Raw genomic sequence first — 3,656 nt, 5'->3', positions numbered from 1 at the left:
TATGTATACAAAATAAAAGTAGTATCTAAATACTAATTATTTTTCAAATTTCCGTTTTTTGGTGTTCTTTGTCTTCAATATCAGTTTCTGGCATTCCGTACAATCCATTCATGGCTTGTTCTACTGGTTGAAGTTCAGTTTTTGTAGTATCTGATTTTAATTTTTTTGAGTCGTTACTCTTTTCTTCTTTAGAATGTGAAAAATTCATTTTTACACCTCAAAACACTAAATTTTTAAAAAATAAAAAACGTATGAAAGAGTTTGGCAGATAAACAAATTTATTATCTGCCAATTGAATGACCAATTATTTGAGCTATTGATGTAATAGCATATACATAGTATGTCATCTTTTCTAGAAAAGATGTGAGATGATATAGAAAATTTGTACGTTAGGTGTGGATTCAGGAGATTTCTACCAAATGCACAATAATCAATTTGTTTTTCTCAAATACAAAAGAGGCCGTGGAAGTCTGGTTTGATAAAAATAATTAATACTTTTATGGGAAACAAAAGATATAATAGGGAGGCTTTTTCGTGAAGAATTGCTTTAAAGCAAGTATATATTCTATACTCAGTATAATATTTATAGGAACAATTTTCTTTATTACTTATGTATAAATTAATTGATATATATAAAAGAATCCAAGTGGATTCTTTTAATTAATGTCTTCCCGTACTTATCATTGTATCAATAAAATCCTTAATAAACTCTTTTTGATTGAGTTTCAACCCAATCCGCACCCCTGTAGTTTTTGCACCTGGACGAAAATCACCAATAGTTTGTCCTCTAAAAGATTTTACATCTACTTCTACTTTACGGTACATGTATTGAAAAAATTCGGGATTGACCAATGCACTCATTGCAACAACATCGTGTAAAGGTGCTCCTTTAATACTTGGATTTAATTTTTTATAAGCACTGTAATAATAATCATAGATTGGTTTAATTAACAATTTAAATGGGATATTTGTCTGTTCCACAATGTAATTTACTTGGCTTGGAAGCAAAATAGCTGAATTTGTTATATTTAAAGGAATCATTGTTAAATTTTTTGATTGATTAATTACAAATTGAGTTGAGACTGGATCTCCATATGCATTTGCCTCTGCTACGGGTGTGACATTTCCAGGTTGTAGAAATACCCCAGACATAATATATACTTCTTTTATACTCTGCATCATTTCTTTCCAAAGGTTTAAAGCAATTGCGAGAGAGGTAGATCTACCTACATCAATAATTGTTAGTTCTCCCTTGTACTTTTCAACAATTGATGGGATTAGACTAAAGTCATGAATGGGAATAGATGCTACACTTTCTGGTGGCTGAATAGGCCCAAGCCCTTCCTCACCATGTATTTCTGGATAATAAGCAGTAAACCCATTAAAGAATGGTAAAGTAGCGCCGCTTATAACAGGAATATCTTTTCGTCCAGCTAATTGCAAAAGATAAACAGCATTTCTAGTAGTTTGTTCTTTGGTAACATTTCCATAACTCGTAACAATTCCAACAATTTCAATCTTAGGATTTAACAGACCATATATGATAGCTAAGGAATCATCAATACCTGGATCTCCAAATAATAGTACTTTCTTCAAAATACCTCTCCCTTCTTAGATAACCAAATTTCACAAAAAAACTTATAACATGTATATGCAAGATGTTCTCTTTAAATCTAAAATTTCTTAAAAAAATATTATAATTACATCAATTTTCTATAGTCTAAAACATTTTTAATTGCCCCTTGTTGAAAAAAGAACACCAAAAAAAGAATTGAATTGAATCTATTGATTTGCAACGAAGTATGTCCCACATGGGTTAAATCAATTAGCTAAAAGCTTTTCCATAATAAAGAAGACATAATTTTAGGCACTAAAGATAAAAATTTAATAATGAATAACTGTGCCCAATAGATTTTATAAAAGAAAAGGTGATGGAATGGAACTGTTTAACGAAGGCAAAACTTATCATGCTGGAGATATTGTCTATGTTTTTTACCGAAACCCCCACATCCAGGATGTAGCAAATATACAAGCAGCAGCCGTTGTAAATAACCCTGAAAATCCAAATGAATTAGCTTTATTTCTTTATGAAACTTATTATCCATTATCAAATGAAATGGCTGTTTATTCTACAGAAGAAGAGGCAAATCAAGCTTACAATTACTATTATGGAGATGCTTTAGAGGGGATATTAGAATGAACAATCCATTTATACCTAAGCTAGTATACTTTGAACCGAATGCATTAGATTATCCGTTAGGAAAAGAACTTCAAGAAAAATTCAAAAAAATGGATGTAGAAATTCGGTATACCACCTCACATAATCAAGTGAGAGATCTCCCAGGAGAAAATGATTTTCAAAAGTACAGGGTAGCAAAATCTACTCTTGTCGTTGGTGTGAGAAAGACACTAAAATTTGATACCTCAAAGCCTTCAGCTGAGTATGCTATTCCCTTTGCAACAGGGTGTATGGGCCATTGTCATTATTGCTATTTACAAACAACGATGGGAAGTAAACCATATATCCGTACTTATGTAAATGTGGCCGAAATTCTTGAGGCTGCTGACAAATATATCGAAGAACGAGCACCTGAACTGACAAGATTTGAAGCATCCTGTACATCTGATATTGTAGGGATTGATCACTTAACTCATACTCTTAAGCACGCAATAGAGCATTTTGGAGAATCTGAGTATGGAAAATTGAGGTTTGTTACTAAATTTCATCATGTAGATCATTTACTTGATGCAAAACATAACGGGAAAACAAGATTTCGGTTTAGTGTAAACGCTGACTATGTTATTAAAAATTTTGAGCCAGGCACCTCTCCCCTAGCAAAACGGGTTGAAGCCGCTGGAAAAGTAGCAAGAGCCGGATATCCACTCGGGTTCATAGTGGCCCCTATTTATCTGCATGAAGGTTGGCAGGATGGGTACTATCATATGTTTGAACGTCTTGATACTGAATTACCACTTGATGCACGTGACGATATCACATTTGAATTTATTCAACATCGATTTACAAAGCCTGCCAAACGAGTAATTGAAAAAAATTATCCCATGACAAAATTAGAATTAGATGAAGAGAAAAGAAGATATAAATGGGGGAAATATGGCATTGGAAAATACATTTATCAAAAAGAAGAAGAAGAAGATATAAAAAATTATCTTTATTCTTATATGGAGAAATTCTTTCCCAATGCAAAATTAGAATATTTCACATAGAAGAGTACCAATCACTTTACGGTTACGGCAACAATTGATTGTTTTTGAATCCACTCACAAACGTAAAGCAAGAGAGGGGGAATATATATTGTCCTCTTCTCCTATTTCCACCGATTTATACCCTAGGTGCTTACTGTATTTTAAGTGTTAAATAAATTAAGGAAGGGATATCTAGGGTCTGAAGGAGGTATCATGGAAAAATTCGAGATTTCCTTGATACTAAAACATAATATGTCTCTTGTCATTTATTTCTAAAAATATTATTTAGTCCACTAAGTAAAAGTGCCAAGCCAAAAAATAGATAAAATGTAATTTGATTTACACAAACCAATAAACCGGTTCTGGTGCAAAGATTGGGTTCTGGTGCAAAAACTTTAATATACGTGTAAGTAATCTCTAACACTTGGACATACTGATCCTATTACTCTAGA

4 protein-coding genes are annotated in these 3,656 nt (G+C 32.3%); 2 read left to right on the top strand and 2 right to left on the bottom strand.

Annotated features, from left to right (window positions below; all coding sequences use genetic code 11):
- Positions 1-43: 43 nt before the first annotated feature.
- Both JDS96_RS29920 and JDS96_RS29915 read right to left on the bottom strand, forming a co-directional pair.
- Entirely contained in the window at positions 44-208 is a 165-nt protein-coding gene (locus JDS96_RS29920; protein ID WP_199669021.1) for a DUF4021 domain-containing protein, read from the bottom strand.
- Positions 209-660: 452 nt separating this feature from the next.
- On the bottom strand, positions 661-1,596 hold the full coding sequence (locus tag JDS96_RS29915; protein ID WP_199669020.1) for a nucleoside hydrolase: 936 nt from the start codon (positions 1,594-1,596) through the stop codon (positions 661-663).
- Between the two features lie 340 nt (positions 1,597-1,936).
- On the opposite strand from JDS96_RS29915, the gene JDS96_RS29910 reads away from it, so the two are divergent.
- Together JDS96_RS29910 and splB are read left to right on the top strand one after the other, a co-directional pair.
- Complete coding sequence (locus JDS96_RS29910; protein ID WP_199669019.1) at positions 1,937-2,200, top strand: transcriptional regulator SplA domain-containing protein; 264 nt, start codon at positions 1,937-1,939, stop codon at positions 2,198-2,200.
- Positions 2,197-3,225 carry a spore photoproduct lyase gene (gene splB / locus JDS96_RS29905; RefSeq protein WP_199669018.1) on the top strand — a complete coding sequence of 343 codons (1,029 nt, stop codon included), beginning with the start codon at positions 2,197-2,199 and terminating at the stop codon, positions 3,223-3,225. The genes JDS96_RS29910 and splB overlap by 4 nt, the downstream gene beginning before the upstream one ends.
- The last annotated feature ends 431 nt before the right edge of the window (positions 3,226-3,656 follow it).

The sequence above is a fragment of the Bacillus cereus group sp. N21 genome (genome assembly GCF_016483395.1).
Taxonomy (GTDB): domain Bacteria; phylum Bacillota; class Bacilli; order Bacillales; family Bacillaceae_G; genus Bacillus_A; species Bacillus_A pseudomycoides.
Note: the sequence above shows the minus strand (reverse complement) of the source record. Positions and strands in the feature narration are given on the sequence as shown.